11 protein-coding genes are annotated in these 15431 nt (G+C 50.1%); 7 read left to right on the top strand and 4 right to left on the bottom strand.

Annotated elements, in window-relative coordinates:
- Positions 1 to 23: 23 nt before the first annotated feature.
- Positions 24 to 2873, bottom strand: coding sequence for a cache domain-containing protein (locus Q0499_RS13285; protein WP_299200170.1), 2850 nt, complete (start codon positions 2871 to 2873; stop codon positions 24 to 26).
- 469 nt (positions 2874 to 3342) lie between these two features.
- Between Q0499_RS13285 and Q0499_RS13280 the strand changes: the two genes are divergently transcribed.
- Positions 3343 to 4977 (top strand): acyl-CoA synthetase, encoded by a 1635-nt coding sequence (locus Q0499_RS13280; protein WP_299200169.1) that lies wholly within the window; start codon positions 3343 to 3345, stop codon positions 4975 to 4977.
- Positions 4978 to 5067: 90 nt separating this feature from the next.
- Entirely contained in the window at positions 5068 to 5604 is a 537-nt protein-coding gene (locus tag Q0499_RS13275; RefSeq protein ID WP_299200168.1) for a hypothetical protein, read from the top strand.
- A gap of 359 nt (positions 5605 to 5963) precedes the next feature.
- On the opposite strand, the gene Q0499_RS13270 is transcribed toward Q0499_RS13275, so the two are convergent.
- The gene (locus Q0499_RS13270; RefSeq protein WP_299200167.1) at positions 5964 to 6974 is read right to left on the bottom strand and encodes an AraC family transcriptional regulator ligand-binding domain-containing protein; all 1011 of its coding nucleotides are present in this window, start codon (positions 6972 to 6974) and stop codon (positions 5964 to 5966) included.
- Between the two features lie 195 nt (positions 6975 to 7169).
- Here Q0499_RS13270 and Q0499_RS13265 point away from each other — a divergent pair, with 195 nt between their 5' ends.
- The 5 genes from Q0499_RS13265 to Q0499_RS13245 all read left to right on the top strand — a co-directional run bounded on the left by Q0499_RS13265 (position 7170) and on the right by Q0499_RS13245 (position 13695).
- A complete protein-coding gene (locus Q0499_RS13265; RefSeq protein ID WP_299200166.1) occupies positions 7170 to 7919 on the top strand; it encodes an electron transfer flavoprotein subunit beta/FixA family protein in 750 nt (249 codons plus the stop codon).
- 11 nt (positions 7920 to 7930) lie between these two features.
- Positions 7931 to 8860, top strand: coding sequence for an FAD-binding protein (locus Q0499_RS13260; protein WP_299200165.1), 930 nt, complete (start codon positions 7931 to 7933; stop codon positions 8858 to 8860).
- Positions 8861 to 8884: 24 nt separating this feature from the next.
- The gene (locus tag Q0499_RS13255) at positions 8885 to 10630 is read left to right on the top strand and encodes an acyl-CoA dehydrogenase (protein ID WP_299200163.1); all 1746 of its coding nucleotides are present in this window, start codon (positions 8885 to 8887) and stop codon (positions 10628 to 10630) included.
- A gap of 27 nt (positions 10631 to 10657) precedes the next feature.
- On the top strand, positions 10658 to 12307 hold the full coding sequence (locus tag Q0499_RS13250; protein WP_299200162.1) for an electron transfer flavoprotein-ubiquinone oxidoreductase: 1650 nt from the start codon (positions 10658 to 10660) through the stop codon (positions 12305 to 12307).
- Between the two features lie 356 nt (positions 12308 to 12663).
- The gene (locus Q0499_RS13245) at positions 12664 to 13695 is read left to right on the top strand and encodes a GGDEF domain-containing protein (protein ID WP_299200161.1); all 1032 of its coding nucleotides are present in this window, start codon (positions 12664 to 12666) and stop codon (positions 13693 to 13695) included.
- Between the two features lie 759 nt (positions 13696 to 14454).
- On the opposite strand, the gene Q0499_RS23690 is transcribed toward Q0499_RS13245, so the two are convergent.
- Entirely contained in the window at positions 14455 to 14709 is a 255-nt protein-coding gene (locus tag Q0499_RS23690) for a Fic family protein (protein WP_363317799.1), read from the bottom strand.
- Between the two features lie 37 nt (positions 14710 to 14746).
- Positions 14747 to 15064 carry a hypothetical protein gene (locus Q0499_RS13240; RefSeq protein ID WP_299200159.1) on the bottom strand — a complete coding sequence of 106 codons (318 nt, stop codon included), beginning with the start codon at positions 15062 to 15064 and terminating at the stop codon, positions 14747 to 14749.
- Between the last annotated feature and the right edge of the window lie 367 nt (positions 15065 to 15431).

The following is a 15431-nucleotide window of genomic DNA, read 5'->3' as shown; positions in this document are numbered from 1 at the left end:
TCCATGGTGTGTTACTTCCCGGCTTATCTCTTGTCGCAATCATGAAATGCCTTTTTTAGTTGTGCAATATCAAAGGGCTTGCTTAACAGAGGAAAGGCCTGGCTGATTGGTTTTTCCCCATTTTGTTGATAGGAATATCCACTGATCAGTATGATCCTGCAACGGTTATTTCGCTGGTAAAGCCAGTTTGCCAGTTCAATGCCGTTGATGTTGCCAGGCAGCATAACATCTGAAACCAGCCCATACAGTTCAGGCAGTAATGGGATCAGACGTTTGGCTTCCTCTGCGCTGTGGGTGTCGATCACATCAAAGCCCAGATCAATGAGCTGTTGTCGCACCACCGAGCGCACGTCGGGATTATCTTCCACCAGGCAAACCAGTTTTCCCTGTTGCTCCAGAGAGGCTTGCTGATCACTCATCTGATGTATCGGAGAGATCTCTTCAGGGTTTTTCGCTGGCAGTAGGAGGGTGATTGTCGCGCCCCTGCCGGATGCATTCTGAATACTGATATAGCCTTTTGACTGCTTCACAAAGCCGTACACCATACTCAGTCCCAGGCCTGAGCCTGCGCCATTACTTTTACTGGTAAAGAATGGTTCAAAGCACTGTGTCAGGGCCTGATCGGTGAAGCCGGTGCCGCTATCGGTGACACAGATTTCACAATAGTGACCGGGCTGAACCAGTTCGTCCATGACTAGCCGTGCCCTGACCTCAATGGTTTGGCTCAGAAAGCTCAGTTCACCGCCTTCTGGCATCGCATCGCGGGCGTTGAACGCGAGGTTTACCAATGCGTCCTCCAGTCGGCCAGGGTCAGCGAACGGCCATAACTCAGAGTGTTTGTTGTGCACATCGATCGTAATGTTATCCGGGAGCGAGCTGGACAGCAGTTCTATGGTGTCCCGCAGTAGCTTGTCAATATCGATCAGTGTTGGAGAGAGGGGTTGTCTGCGGGAAAACGATAGCAACCGACTGGTGATGTCGGCACCACGACGGGTTGCCCGGGTTGCTGGCTCCAGGAAACGCTGCAGTTGCTCATCGTCAGCATAGCGGTCACCCACTGAGTGTAGGTTGCCGAGGATTATGGTTAGCAGGTTATTAAAATCGTGGGCCAGACCGCCGGCCATCTGTCCCACGGCGTTCATTCGCTGTGCCTCATTCAACTGGCGTTCGGCATCTTTTTCGGTGGTGATGTCAAAGGTCAGAATCAAGACGCCATTGACCTCACCGTCCGGATCGAAGCAAGGGATCAGAATGCGTTTGCAGATCATCTCCCGGTGCTGATGCTGCTCAGTATATTCCCCCGCGGTTTGCTGGCCCTGTAGTGCTGACTCAAGTTGCCAGTTAATCAGGGCACAGAGCTCATCGCCGATGACCGCCGCTAGCGGCTGATAAATCATGCCAGCCTTATCCTGCTGAAATATCCGGGCAAACACCTGATTAACAAAGAGGATCTTCAGTTGCGGGTTAATATAGGCGATCTGTGCGGGGAGGGCGTCGAGTATCTGCCGCTGTCGTTGTTCTGACTGCGCCAGGGCCTCTTTGGCGCTGGCCATCGACTCGGAAGCGATGATCAGCTGCTGGTTTTTTTCAGCTAAGGCGTGGGTTCGCTGTTCCACCTTGATATCGAGGTTTTGTATGGAATCACGTAATCGCTCCACCATCGTATCAAAGGTATGCGCCAGCAGCCCCACCTCGTCGTCACGGCGGATACCGCTTTTGGCCGACAACTCACCCTCTGAGACTCTCACGGCGGTGTCGGCCAGACGTTTGATCGGCTGGGTTATCCATTGACTGAACAGTAGCATCAGCAGCAGTGCGACAATCAGAGCGATCACGGCGATGGTGATGATTCGCTCAGTCAGGAGTTCAGAGCTGCTGCGCAACTCGTCGACATAGACTGAAGAGCAGATATACCAGTCAAAGCCGGGCAGATGGCGAACCAGTGATAGCTTTTCGTAACTGTAGTTCCCCGGGTCATCTGGCCGGTCCCATTTGTAATAAAGCTCTTTGCCGGTATCTGCCACCTGCATCAGATCTTCAGCGATGGAGTTGCCGGTGACCGGGTTGGTCAGTTCAAGAAAATTTTTCCCTGCAATATTGGCATTGGGGTGGATCAGCATGTTAGTTCTGGCATCAAACACAAACAGATAGCCGGTCGAGGCGATCTTGATCTCATTAATACCCTCGCGCAGCTCTGTCAGGGCTTCACTACGAATTCGCTCAACATCGGCATCCAGGTCATCCAGGTAAACCCCCGAGCCGATGACAAACCCTCTTTGCGGGAAGTTTTTAACAAATGAGACCTTATCCAGCGGCCTCTCAGAGTCGAGTCGATTCCATTTATACTGATAGAACCCCTCGCCCTGGTTTAATGCCAGGTCGATGATAGCGCGAACCTCTGAGTCGCCATCGTTCATGCGAAACGTCGCGGTATCTTTGCCCTGATAGCGCGGGTCGGGGTGGGATAGCAGAATGCCGTTATGATCAGCGATCCAGATATAGTCATTATCGCCGTATTTAAAACCTTTCAGCTGATCGAATGCCGCCTGCCGTGCCTGGTTTTCGCTGAAACCGTTGCGGCGCGCTTCAGCGACAGCGGTTACGAAGAAGGAGTCGGCCAGGTCCACCACGGTGCGCAAACGTTTTTTATGGGATTCCAGAGCCTGACTGCGATATTTCTCCGTATCGGCGTACATCTTATTGGCGAGGGAGAATACGCTGTTGAGGGCGATAGCACTGGAGTTTCGTTCAATCTCGAAGACCTTTTTCTTGATCACCGGGACTGAGTAAAAGTACACCGTGACAAATATCATCGAGATGATAAGCAGCAGGGTAAGAAAGAAGCGTTGCATCAGTTTTGATCTGAACAGCATAGTGCGGTCGTCTTGTGGTGTACATTTTTTATTGTCGTCCGATTCTATAACAAATGTCAGCCCGCCATAGGGGTTGTTACATTTGGTTATATTTCAGACAAATTGCGGCAATGATTATGAGCTTTACTGTCCACTAAACACAGACTCAATACTGTGACCTATAACAATAAAAACGCTGGCCAACGACAATGGCCGGGAGAGAGTAAAGATGCCTTCTCAATATCCACTTAGTCATTTCAATGCTGAAGTTGGCCGATATCAATCGGCGACTGTCCTTTGCTGCTGGTTAATGCTTCTTAATTTCTGCGCCACATCCCGGGTGTATATCAAGGGTATCGGCTTGAAACAGGGTTGCCAGCACTCACAACCTGAACGATAGGGTTCAGGGTGGTTCATTTAAACACTATTTCAGGTCTACACAGGATTCTGCTGCTCAGCGGGCGGCCGACAATAAGTACAGGAAATTACAATGTCTGAACATCACAACGTCTATAACCAGTCTCTCGATCAGAACCAGGCGAACTTTATGGCACTGACGCCGCTGAGTTTTCTTGAGCGCAGTGCTAAGGTCTATCCAAACCGTATTGCTACTGTGCATGGTTCGCTACGCAGAACCTGGGCTGAAACCTATCAGCGTTGCTGTCAGCTGGCCAGTGCGCTGGTACAGCGGGGCATAGGTAGTGGTGATACGGTATCCATCATTGCGCCCAATCTGCCAGAGCATTTTGAGGCTCACTTTGGCGTACCGATGAGCGGCGCCGTCTTAAACTCTATCAACACCCGTCTTGATTCTGAAGCGATCGCTTTTGTACTGCAGCATGCAGAATCCAAAGTGCTGATTACTGAACGTGAGTTTTCTGCCGTCGTGCGTAAAGCGCTGAAGATGATCGGCAAAAAGATCCTGGTTATTGATATCGATGATCCGACCTATGCCGAAGGCGAGCTGATCGGTGATCTGACCTACGATGCGTTTCTGTCTGAAGGCGATGCTGCATTCCCTGGCGTAAGGCCTGCTGATGAGTGGGATGCGATTACCCTGAACTATACATCCGGCACCACCGGTGATCCAAAAGGGGTGGTATATCACCATCGCGGCGCTTATCTGAATGCGGTAAGTAACATTGTTTCCTGGGATATGGGCCAGCATCCGGTTTATCTGTGGACGTTGCCCATGTTCCATTGCAACGGCTGGTGTTTCCCCTGGTCTATTGCAGCAGCAGCGGGTACCAGTGTGAGTCTGCGTCATGTGCGGGCCGACATGATCTTTGAACAGATAAAAGAGCAGAAAGTGAATCATTTCTGTGGTGCGCCTATCGTACTGAATATGCTCAACTCCGCTCCGGCTGCAATGAAAGAGGGGATTGAGCATCAGGTTAAAGTTATGACCGCAGGCGCAGCGCCACCCGCTTCAGTTATTCAGGGGATGGAAGCACTGGATTTCAGAGTGACCCATGTGTATGGCTTGACCGAAACCTATGGTCCTTCTGTTGTGTGCGCCTGGCATGAAGAGTGGGATGAGTTTGATGAGGAGAAAAAATCCCGTCTGAAATCCCGTCAGGGGGTGCGTGCGCCGATGCTGGACGGCCTGATGGTCGCGCATCCAGATACTCTGGAGCCGGTACCGCAAGATGGTCAGACTATCGGTGAGATCTTCATGCAGGGTAACCTGGTGATGAAAGGTTACCTGAAAAACCCATCCACGACGGATGATGCCTTCAGCGGTGGCTGGTTCCACTCCGGTGATCTGGCGGTGTGGCATGCCGATGGTTATATCGAAATTAAAGACCGGTCCAAAGATGTGATTATCTCCGGTGGTGAAAATATCTCCAGTATCGAGGTGGAAGATGTGCTTTATCGCCATCCGAAAATCCAGGATGCAGCGGTGGTTGCCCGGCCCGATGAGAAGTGGGGTGAAACACCCTGTGCCTTTATCACCACCACTGAGGGTGAAACGGTTACCGAGCAGGAGATTATCGATTTCTGTCGGGCCAATATGGCGCACTTCAAAACACCAAAACGTGTGGTTGTGGGTGATCTGCCGAAGACCTCAACCGGCAAGATCCAGAAGTTTATTCTGCGACAGCAGGCCAAGGATCTGAAGTAAGCACTTACATAAGAATTTATTTCAGCCAGCCTGAAATGGAGCAGAGGGGACTCTCTGCTCCATACCCGAACGTCAGACGGAAAAATAATAATGAAGATTGCCGTAATACTGACACCTGATACCGATGATCTCTTCCGTCAACCAGGAGAGCAGGCTTTAGAGAGTATCCGTGAAGCACTGCTGCTAAAACAGAATGATCGGGCCAGCAAAGTAATAGTTGTCTCAATCGGACAGCCATTAAGTAAGGCACAATCGGCAAGTCTGATTCGGCAGGGTGTTGATTACACCCTGTTTCGTGCCTGTGATAGAAGTCCGGGAGCGATGGAGCTGGCGGAGCTGTTTATCGAGATTGTCCAGCTTGAGTCGCCTGATCTTATTTTCATTGGACGTGATGAAAAAGACAGTCAGTGTCAGTTGGGTAATCTGTTGGCAGAGCTGCTGGAGTTCAGGTTATCGCAGTCGCAGCCGGGTAATGGTCAGCATTACCGGACGCTGGTGATTCGTGAAATTGGTAATGGTATGCACACCGTGAGGATTTCATTATTACAGTCCGGCAGTCTCAATCCCTTTTGTTTAGAGGAATGTAGCGATTCTATATCGCGCAAAGCCTCTCTGCTGATCGCCTGAAGGGATTGCCTGTTGCGCGTCAGATGTTCGCCAGTGTTGGTTGCTTTAATGATTTTGCACCATCTGATGTGATGCCCTGCTATGCAGAATTCATTGGATGTTTTGTGGCCCTGAAAGGGGCCGCTTTTTTTTCTTGCACCGATGCGCGTGATACAGATGTCAACAGAGGGAATAAAAAAACCGGTCTCTGCTGAGCAGGACCGGCTAAAAGTTTTGGCTCTAAGGGCACGAGCCAATGAGTAATCAAGTAACTCAGGGACCCTTATTTTGCTGGCATTAGTGGATTTTTGCCATAGCGCGAGCAGCCAGTCTTTTGATTAAATCGGACAAGGTGGGCGGCTCGTCTGTCATTTTGTTTGTTAGCTCTTTGATTTGCGATAAGTACTGGGTGAGGTGCCCGTCCAGTGTTTGAAGGCCCGGGTGAACGCAGCAGATTCAGCGAATCCCAGCAGGCGTGCGATGCGCGAGATTGGCAAGTTAGGCTGGCTGAGCAGGTGGATTGCTTCATCCCGGCGCACGCTGTCTTTCAGTTCCTGGAAACTGGTGCCCTCTTCATCCAGTTTACGTCGCAGGGTGCGGGTGGTGGTATGAATCTGTCTGGCAATCTCCTCCATACTGGTGTCAGCCATCGATTCGGATTGCTCCAGATAGTCCATTACTTTGCGGGTGTATACCGGATAGTAGGATTGGCGTTTAAACCAGTCCAGCGGTGCGCGGCTCAGATAGCTACTGAGATTCTGCTGCGTTTGCACGACCGGAGATGTCAGAATCGAGCGATCGAAGGCGAAGCTGTTTTCGGTTTGGTCAAACAGGGCGGGGCAGGGAAACATCAACCGATACTCCTCAAAGTGAGCCGGTTTAGCGTGACAAAACGTGACATATTTAAGGGGGATTCGCTGGCCGATCATCCAGCTGGGGAAGCGATGCCAGAGTAATAGCAGGAAATCCAGCAGCGCGAACTCCGGGTCTTTATCGGGTTCGGTGAGCGTCAGCGTAAATATTGCACTGTCTCCCTCCTCACGGAAATTTAGTTGAGAGGCGGGGACAACCAGATTATAAAAGTGAACGGCATGCTTATATACCTCTCTGAGGCTGGTACTGTGGATCACCAGTTTGGCCATCAGTGCAAATACGCCGTAGCGGGAAGGCTGGCTGCCAAGACAGAGATAATCATCGTCGCCGTGCCGCTGAATTGACTGCACCAGTCGGCTCAGCTGCATCGGCGTGATACGAACCTCCTGGTTGCTTAACAGTTCGCGGTTAAGACCCGACTCCTGCATCAGCTGTTGCTCATTAAGGCCTTTAAGGCGAGCGCCTCTGAGCATGGCATTGGCAAAATGGATCGAAACAGAGTGGTGGCTATAGCTCATCTGAATATTCCAGCGCCATTGTCATGGCTGTCCTATAATGGTTTCGTTTATCCGATATTAACAGACTTGTCCGAAATTGAATGGGGTTATGTGTCCGAAAATATCAATTATAAGGCTTTTTTCGTTATTGTTGTTACAGGCCCGTAAAGGCAAACTAGATCGCAATAAAAAACCTCAATACACAAAGTGAGTGCTATGAAAATACTTGTCCCGGTAAAACGTGTAATCGACTACAACGTCAAAGTGCGTGTTAAGTCAGATAACAGCGATGTTGATCTGGCCAACGTTAAAATGGCGATGAACCCGTTCTGCGAAATCGCGGTAGAAGAAGCGGTTCGTTTGAAAGAGGCAGGAGTTGCCAGCGAAGTGATCGCTGTGTCTATTGGTGATAAAGTCTGCCAGGAACAGATCCGTACAGCACTCGCGCTGGGTGCCGACCGGGGCATTCAGATTGAAACCGAATCTGCCCCCGATGCTCTGTCTGCCGCTAAGCTGCTGAAAGCCGTCGTACAGGCTGAACAGCCACAGCTGGTCATTATGGGCAAACAGTCTATCGATTCAGACAATAACCAGACCGGCCAGATGCTGGCGGCGCTGCTGGATTATCCGCAGGCCACCTTTGCCTCAGAGGTGAAGGTTGAAGGGGGCAAGGTTCAGGTTACCCGTGAAGTGGATGGTGGTTTGCAGACTCTGGAACTGGATCTGCCCGCGGTGATCACCACTGACCTGCGTCTGAATGAACCCCGTTACGCTTCACTGCCAAACATCATGAAAGCCAAGCGCAAGCCGCTGGATGTGAAAACCCCGGCCGATCTGGGTGTTGAACTGAGCAACAAAGTGACACTGGTTGCGGTTAATCCGCCTGCAGAACGTCAGGCGGGTATCAAGGTAGCATCTGTCAGTGAGCTGGTGGATAAGTTGAAAAACGAAGCGAAAGTAGTTTGAGGAGCAGGCAGATGACAATTCTGGTAATAGCGGAACACGATAACCAGGCACTGAAGCCTGCAACACTGAACACTCTGGCTGCGGCGGAACAGATCGGCGGCGATATTGAACTGCTGGTGGCGGGTTATAACTGTCAGGCGGTGGCGGATGCTGCTGCGGCGATCCCCTCTGTAACTAAAGTGCTGCTGGCCGATAATGCCGCGTATGAACATCAGCTGGCTGAGAATATCGCCAAACTGATCGTTGCTCTGGTTAGTGGTCACAGCCACATTCTGGCGCCGTCCACCACCAACGGTAAGAACTATCTGCCACGGGTTGCCGCGCTGCTGGATGTTAACCAGCTCTCTGATGTTATCGGCGTTGAGTCAGCCGATACCTTCCAGCGTCCAATTTATGCCGGTAACGCCATCGCTACCGTGAAAACTGAAGATGCGGTCAAACTGCTGACCATCCGTGGTACTGCATTTGATGCGGTTGCAGCCGAAGGTGGCAGCGCCACGATCGAAACGATTACTGAAGTGTGCAACAGCGGTAACTCCCGGTTTGTTAAAGAGGAACTGGCGAAGTCTGACCGCCCTGAACTGACCGCAGCATCGATCATTGTGTCCGGTGGTCGGGGTATGGGTAACGGCGACAATTTCGAAATGCTCTACAGCCTGGCGGATAAACTCGGCGCGGCAGTCGGCGCATCCCGTGCAGCGGTTGATGCGGGCTTCGTGCCCAATGATATGCAGGTGGGTCAGACCGGTAAGGTGGTTGCGCCGGATCTCTATATTGCTGTTGGCATCTCCGGTGCGATTCAGCATCTGGCGGGTATGAAAGATTCGAAAGTGATTGTCGCTATCAACAAAGATGAAGAAGCACCGATCTTTTCCGTCGCTGATTACGGTCTGGTAGCCGATCTGTTTGATGCCGTTCCGGAACTGTCCGGCCAGATCTAAACGAAACGTATATAGGTAGTGATCATGAGCGATTATAAGCACCCCCTCAAAGATGCAGAATTTGTCCTGAATGAACTGGTTCAGTTTGATCAGCTATGTGCTGATGCCGGTTTAGAGGATATCAACAGTGAACTGGCCTCGGTGATTCTCACCGAAGCGGGCAAGCTGGGCTCAGGTGTACTGGCACCCTTAAACCGTACAGGTGATCTTAACCATCCAGTTCTGGGTGAAAATGGTGTGCAGGAGACTGCAGGTTTTGCGGCAGCCTATCAGGAATATATGGAAGGTGGCTGGGCCACACTGACCGCCGCTGAAGAGTTCGGTGGTCAGAATCTGCCCAATGTTCTGGGAACTGCTGTTAACGAAGTGTGGCAAACCGCAAACCTGTCGTTTGCGCTGTGTCCTCTGCTGAGTCAGGGTGCGATTGAGTCGATCAGTCATCACGGTACCGATGAGTTAAAAAAGAACTATCTGGAGAAGATGGTCAGCGGTGAGTGGACCGGAACCATGAACCTGACCGAATCCGATGCCGGTACCGATCTGGCCGCGGTGAAAACCAAAGCGGTGCCGAATGGCGATCACTACCTGATTACCGGTCAGAAGATCTTTATCACCTGGGGCGACCATCAGATGACGGATAACATCGTCCATCTGGTGCTGGCCCGTCTGCCGGATGCCCCGGCAGGTGTGAAGGGTATCTCGCTGTTTATCGTGCCTAAATTCCTGCTGGATGAAAATGGCAATCCGGCTGAACGTAACGATGTTGCGGCGGTGTCTCTGGAGCACAAGCTGGGTATCCACGGCAGCCCGACCTGCGTCATGAGTTTTGGCGATAACGGTGGCGCAGTGGGTTATCTGGTGGGTGAGCCGAACAAAGGTCTGGCTTACATGTTTACCATGATGAACCATGCGCGTCAGGGCGTTGGCCTGCAAGGTCTGGCAGTATCTGAAGCGGCTTACCAGCATGCACTGCAGTACGCTAAAGACCGTCTGCAGGGTACTAACAAAGATGGTAGTCGTTTCCCGATTGTCCGTTTTCCCGATGTGCGTCGCATGCTGATGACAATGAAATCCGGAACGGAAGCGATGCGGGCACTTTGTTTAGTGGCTGCCGCTGAAGCCGATCGTGGTAATCAGGACCGCATTGATCTGTTGACGCCGATAGTGAAAGGCTGGGTGACTGAATTCGCTCAGGAACTGACTTATCTGGGGGTGCAGATCCACGGCGGCATGGGCTTTATCGAAGAGACTGGCGCAGCGCAGTTCTACCGTGATGCCCGCATTCTGACCATCTATGAGGGCACCACCGGTATTCAGGCGCTGGATCTGGTGGGCCGGAAAACACTGGTGAATAACGGTGAATTCCTGCAGTCTCTGTTGGATGAGATGGCTGCTGATATCAGCCGCTTTGAATCGCTGGGTGGTCAGTTTACACTGGCGGCACAACAGTGCCGCACATCACTCGATAATGGTATTGCAGCGCGTCAGTGGTTGCTGGATAGTGCAGCGGATAAGAGTGCCCCGGGTAGTGCCAGCGTTAACTTTATGATGCTGTTTGGCTTCCTCTGTGGTGGCTGGCTGATGGCGAAGAGCGCCGTGCAGGCGCAGGCAAAACTGGATGCAGGTGACAGCGACACTGAGTTTTTACACTCTAAGCTGGCAACTGCACGGTTCTTCTGTGAACATATGCTACCGCGCACACAATCCTGCCTGGCATCAGTAATCGCCGGCAGCGAAAGCATTATGGCGCTGGATGAAGAACTGTTTTAGTAGCGCAAAACGACGAGGATAAAAACAATGCAAAGAGAGTCGATGGAATTCGATGTAGTGATTGTCGGTGCTGGCCCGGCCGGACTGTCCACTGCATGTCGTTTGATGCAACAGGCGAATGACGCAGGTCACGAACTGATGGTCTGCGTGGTTGAAAAAGGTGCCGAAGTGGGCGGACATATTCTCTCCGGTGCGGTGGTTGAACCCCGCGCCCTGGATGAGCTGTTCCCTGAGTGGAAAGAACAGGGCGCGCCACTGAAAACCGAAGTCACCGAAGATCAGATCTACCTGCTGAAAAACGGCGAGAAAGCCACCAAAATCCCCAACGGCTTTGTGCCCAAAACCATGCACAACCATGGCAACTATATCGCCAGTGTGGGCAACCTGTGCCGCTGGTTAGGCGAACAGGCCGAGCAGCTGGGTGTTGAGGTTTTTCCTGGGTTCCCCGCCTCGCACATTATCTACGGTGAGGATGGCCGGGTTGCCGGTATCGGCACCGGTGATATGGGTCTGGATGAGAAGGGCGAGCAGAAAGACAGCTATATGCCGGGTATGGACCTGCTGGCGAAATACACCATCTTTACCGAAGGTTGCCGCGGCCATCTGGGCAAAGAGCTGATCGCTAAATTTGAACTGGATAAAGAGGCCGATGCCCAGCACTACGGCATCGGTATTAAAGAGTTGTGGGACGTGCCCGCCGATCAGCATCAGCCCGGTCTGGTGCTGCACGGTGCAGGCTGGCCGCTGAGTGAAGCCGGTGCCAGCGGTGGTTTCTTCCTCTATCACGCCGAAGATAATCAGGTTGTCGTCGGTTTGATTACCGATCTTAACTACGATAATCCGCATCTGAGCCCATTTGACGAATTCCAGCGGATGAAACATCACCCGCTGATCTCCCAATATCTGCAAGGCGGCAAACGGGTTTCCTACGGTGCCCGTGCGATCACCAAAGGTGGCTTTAACGCCCTGCCGAAGATGACCATGCCCGGCGCACTGCTGTTAGGGTGCGATGCCGGTACGCTGAACTTCGCCAAGATCAAAGGCACACACACCGCGATGAAGTCCGGTATGGTGGCCGCCGAAACGATCTTTGCCGCACTGACTGCTGGTGATGAAGGCGGTAATGATCTGACCGTTTACGGCGAAAACTTCAAAAATTCCTGGGTTTATGACGAGCTGTACAGCAGCCGCAACTTCGGTCCGGCGCTGCACAAATACGGCACCATGATCGGTGGCGCACTGAACTTTATTGATCAGAACATCTTCAGCCTGCCGTTTACCCTGCATGACAACCATCCCGATTATGCACAACTGAAACCAGCGTCAGAATGTGCTGCCATCAGTTATCCAAAACCGGATGGTGTGCTGAGTTTTGACAAACCCTCCTCGGTGTTCATCTCCAACACCAACCATGAGGAAAACCAGCCCTGTCACCTGAAACTGAAAGACAGCAGCATCCCGCTGCTACAGAACTTGCCGACGTTCAACGAACCGGCGCAGCGCTACTGTCCAGCAGGCGTATACGAAGTCCTGGAAAACGATGCGGGAGAGAAAGTCTTCCAGATCAACAGCCAGAACTGCGTGCACTGTAAAACCTGTGATATCAAAGATCCAGCCCAGAATATTACCTGGGTGGCGCCGGAGGGCGGCGGTGGGCCGAACTACCCTAATATGTAAAAACGAACGCGCCTCAGGGCGCGTTTTTTACATATTGGGGTAGTCAGAACGCGACTTCGTCGCTTGCTAAATCGGCGCTACGCGCCTGGCTAGACGTTGCTTCGCAACTTGCGAGTGAAGAGGCAGGGATAGTCCCTTAAAATGAGTATCTTACCCAAATATACAGTATATTTTGTTTAATTCAGCCGTTATGCTTATTTTCCCGTTACAGGCTGGCGTGTTTTCCCTCTGTGGTATTTTGCAAAACAATTACGGCTGGTAAAGATCAGATAACAGAAAATGATTCTTTAAAGGCTATAGATACATTACAAGGCAGAAATAATGCTTTGCCGTAAGAGGTCCTTAAGGAACATATGATGCTCTTGTCAGATGTAAATCAATACCGTCGATCAGTATTGAGTGTCCTGCTCAGCATTTCTGTACCCTCCGCAGCTTTTTTTGCTTATTTTAACTGGACAGTCGACCTTAAGCTCTATGCATTGATTCAGGTAACGGTGACAGTTTTCTGGTGCGGTTTATTACTAATTGTTAAAAATACGCCTAACCTGCATAGATGGTCGCTCATCTACCTGTGCACCTTGTTTAGTTTAGTGCTGTTTGGCATTTGGGTTTCCAGTTTTCGTTCCGGCCTGTTTTCCTGGATTTATATCTTCCCGGTAATCTCTTATCTTCTGTTGGGCCGTAAAACAGGTATGTGGATAACAACAGTCTTTCTACTGTTGGGGTTAAGTATTCTTGCGTGGCGCAACTGGCAACCAGTACCAGAGGTTCATTGGATTGCATTGATTAATATTGGACTATGTTCGACAGCAATATGGGCTGCAGCCCATGTATACGAGTCAGGACGTGAAGTCATTGTCAATCACTTAAATAAAATGGCAGTAAAAGACCCTCTGACAGGCCTGCTGAATGTGCGTTCGCTGACTGAAATACTTACGAATGAGTTGAGTCGCTCAAAGCGATCTTCCGAACCTCTGACACATGTATTTATCGATATAAATGACTTCAAGCTAATCAATGACACACTTGGTCATCAACAAGGAGATCAAATCCTGATCGCTGTAGCCGACGCAATTAAGAATCTTACGCGATTAGAAGATCATGCTTTTCGTTACGGCGGTGACGAGTTCGGTATCATTTTCCCCAACTGCTCTGAAGCTCAGGCGAAAAATACCTTTGGCGTGCGCATCGCTAATCAGCTTAGAAAACATGATGAAAATCTTTCTATTAGTCTCGGCTATGCTCAGGTTACTGCAGGCGAAAATATCTCAGCTGATGAGTTAATCGAACAGGCTGATAAGAATATGTATGCGGCAAAGCACGAATACAAACTAGTCAGAAAAACTTCAGACATTAAGGACATTGCCAGTAAACCAGCGTCCATGTAATCAGTCGTATGATTATGCTACTTGGTCATTGATAGCAACAATGTATCTTCTGAGTCAAAAAACAGGATCGCGGCAGCGTCACATCAATGCAGTACTGGAGAGCTGCAAATGGCGCTATGGATACCGCTCCGATCAAGGAGTCCAAGAGTTGTTGATTTTCGCTCCCCCCTTTCTGTTATTAATGGGGTTAGAGTCTGTGGTATCCCCACAAATTTAAGACACTATGCTCGCCGTCCTGAATAACTGCCTGGCAAATTCTCGTATGCCTTATCGCCATTGTCGAAGGGGTATTTTTAGATTGATTGAGACCGCTCGTTTACCCAGATAAAAGCACTCGGCGGTGGCGTGCACTATTACATTGAAAGCGATACGCCAGCCCTGACAGTTCAGCGGCTTTGCCGCAGGAAAATGGAGACAGATATACTTTCTCTAAAAATATGATTCAGACCCGGTGTAAAAAACAGAACCTGACGATTTTGTGAATAGGGACGCTCAGTACCCGCTGTGCCTTGTCAAAAGGCACTACACCTAATGATGGGCTATTTGTAAGATTGAATAGCGGCCAGTGCTGATGTAGCATGACAAGACATTAGTTTGCTGATATCGCGGAAGCCAGCCATGAAACATGAAAAGAAAAAAGTAACCCAAAAAATGATATACAGGGCTGTGGCTAGCTCTACCGCTATCGAAACAAGGGAGTCTGTGGATTTGATAGAGCAAAAGTTGCAAGCCAATAAGAGCAAGTATCGCTCACTGTCGCTAGCCGTCTAAAATATTCCTCACTAACAGTTCCATATGCTGGTATTCGTGTGACACACCTGCCTGGATAGATTTTACATAAAATTCTTTATGTTCATCCCAAAGGCTATAATCTAACAAACCAATTCCCGCTTTGTTGCACATGCTATCCATAAGTAATCGACTTATGCGTCCGTTCCCCTCGCGAAAAGGGTGTATTAAGATAAATTCGATATGGCAGCGTGCCAGGTAGCCGATCAGCTCTTCTTTATCCATGTATGGCAGGTGTTGGAATTGGGATAAATAATCTGTTTCAAGTTTGTTTATGCATCTGCGAATCTGAAGTAAACTGAAATCCGGCTTTTCCCATATCGACATTCCTTATTTTTCCTGCCCACTCATAGACGTTACCAAGCCATTGTCTATGCCAGGTTGAAATGTCTTCAAAAGAACAGCTGTCAGGTTCAGGAGTGTTAGCGGTGAAAATTTTTTCATAGAGCTTGGTTAAAAGTATTGCTTCAATATCATTCATCTCTGAAGGATTTGTGATGCCGAGCGAATTTGCCAATACGGTGCTGTTTGAGCCATTCTGGTATCGGGTTTCAGACGAATCGATCTCATATCTGGTCATAGGTTAATGAAACCCCTTAGCGTTAGTAGTGTCAGCTTAAAAGCACATTACAAACAATTCAATCACGATTGTTTGTCATATTCGAGATAGTTACAAACTGAGGAGACAGATTTCTGTTCTGCACCAGAGTGACCGTAGTCCCCTGATGATAAAGCTATATGGGTTATAAAACACGAAACTGCTTTGGCTGTTCCCTTGGAGTCTTCTGTGATGAATGAAATCAAAAGGTCCAGAGAGTAAGCGATTTCACCAACCTTATTATCACAGAAATCTGTTTCATCACTCTTGCTGTTAAGAAGGCTTTCCGAGCAACGAGCAAGCCGGGTATCGGCGTTCAAACCTCGAGCTACGCTGACGCTTTTTCTAG

This window comes from uncultured Amphritea sp., assembly GCF_937127095.1.
Classification (GTDB): Bacteria; Pseudomonadota; Gammaproteobacteria; order Pseudomonadales; family Balneatricaceae; genus Amphritea.
Note: the sequence above shows the minus strand (reverse complement) of the source record. Positions and strands in the feature narration are given on the sequence as shown.